We start from the raw sequence: 1,388 nt of genomic DNA on the forward strand, positions 1-1,388 counted from the left end.
GTGGGTGTGGGGTGGGTTGGTGTAGTGGTGGCCGGTGGGGGCGGTCCAGTGGGTGGTTCCGGTGTGGGTGTCGCGGGTGACGGTCCAGGGGGTGTGGTGTTTGAGGAGGTGGTGGTGTCGGCAGAGGGGGATGAGGTTGTCGGGTTCGCTGTGGCCGCCGGTTTCGGGGTGGGTGTGGTTGAAGGGCTGGATGTGGTCGAGGTCGCAGCGGTGGGCGGGCATGTGGCAGGTGGGGAAGGTGCAGGTGTGGTCGCGGGTGATGACGTGGCGTCGGGTTTCGGTGGTGGGGCGGTAGGTGGTGGGGTCGGTTTTGATCAGCAGTCCTGAGCGTGGGTGGGTGATCAGGCGGCGCCAGATGGTGCCGGGTGCGAAGGCCACTTCCCGGACGGCTGCCGCGCCGATCGGCCCGTAGCCCTTGAGGTCCCCCGGCTCCTCGTCCGCGCCGATCAAGGTGTCCAGGGAGACGGTGATCTGGACGACGGCCGCCGAGCGGCCGCCGGGCATGGGGGTGGTCCCGCCCGGTACGGCGTTCGGGGTGGGGCGGTTGACGACGAGGTCGTAGAGGGCGTCGACGCGTTTTTGGGTCAGGGTGCGGTCGGTGTCGGTGTAGGTGGCGGCGTGGGCGTCGACCGCCGCGTCCAGTTGCGCGGCTTGGTGGGCGGGGAGGAGGGCGGTCCAGGTGGCCATGCCGTCTTCAGCCGCCTGGTGCCAGATCGCCCGGTCCTCCTTGCGCCGCCGGTGGCGCTTGTCCGCGCCCTCCGGATCGGCCTTGAGTACCGCCCGGTTCACCGCCCGCCGCGTCTGACCCACCGACTGGGAGGGCATCGTGCCCACCACCATCGCTTCGACCGCGGAAGCCGTTTCCGGGTCGAGGGTGTGGGTGATCTCCGTCATCGCCCTGGCCTGCAGGTAGCAGATCTCCCCCGCCTCCAGCAGGGTCACGGTGGCGGGGAAACGCTCGTCCAGGGCCGTGGCCACCGCCAAGCGGTCGGCCGCGGTGTTCGAGGACAGACGCAGGGCACAGGCCACCTCGTCACACGCCCAGTTGACATCCCACTGCGGCCACCGCTCATCAGGCGCGGCCTCCACCCCGTCGGCATCGACATCCGCCAGCAACCCCACCTGCCGCGCCTGAAGCCACGCGACATGCCGCTCCAACGCCTTGAGCGCATCGATCCGCCCCGCCCGCGACAACTTCTCCCGCTCCAGCACCTCCAGCAACGCCGCACTCCGCGCCCCGGGCACCACCGTGGCCAAGTGAGCGGCCCACTCATCCGCCGTCCCCGGAGCCCCCTGCTCCTCGGCCGCCTCCACCCCTCCACCCATCACAACCCCCCGTGACCACAAGCCCGTTATGACATCTACCAGACCTATTCTTCCTCACGCTG

Annotated in this window: 1 protein-coding gene; it reads right to left on the minus strand. The window is 70.1% G+C overall.

Going from position 1 to position 1,388, the window contains the following annotated elements:
• Positions 1–1,248, minus strand: a 1,248-nt coding sequence (locus HCK00_RS26615; RefSeq protein ID WP_168104603.1) for an HNH endonuclease signature motif containing protein, incomplete at its 3' end; no start/stop codon positions are given.
• Positions 1,249–1,388: the final 140 nt, after the last annotated feature.

It is taken from the genome of Streptomyces zingiberis (assembly GCF_012034935.1).
Classification (GTDB): domain Bacteria; phylum Actinomycetota; class Actinomycetes; order Streptomycetales; family Streptomycetaceae; genus Streptomyces; species Streptomyces zingiberis.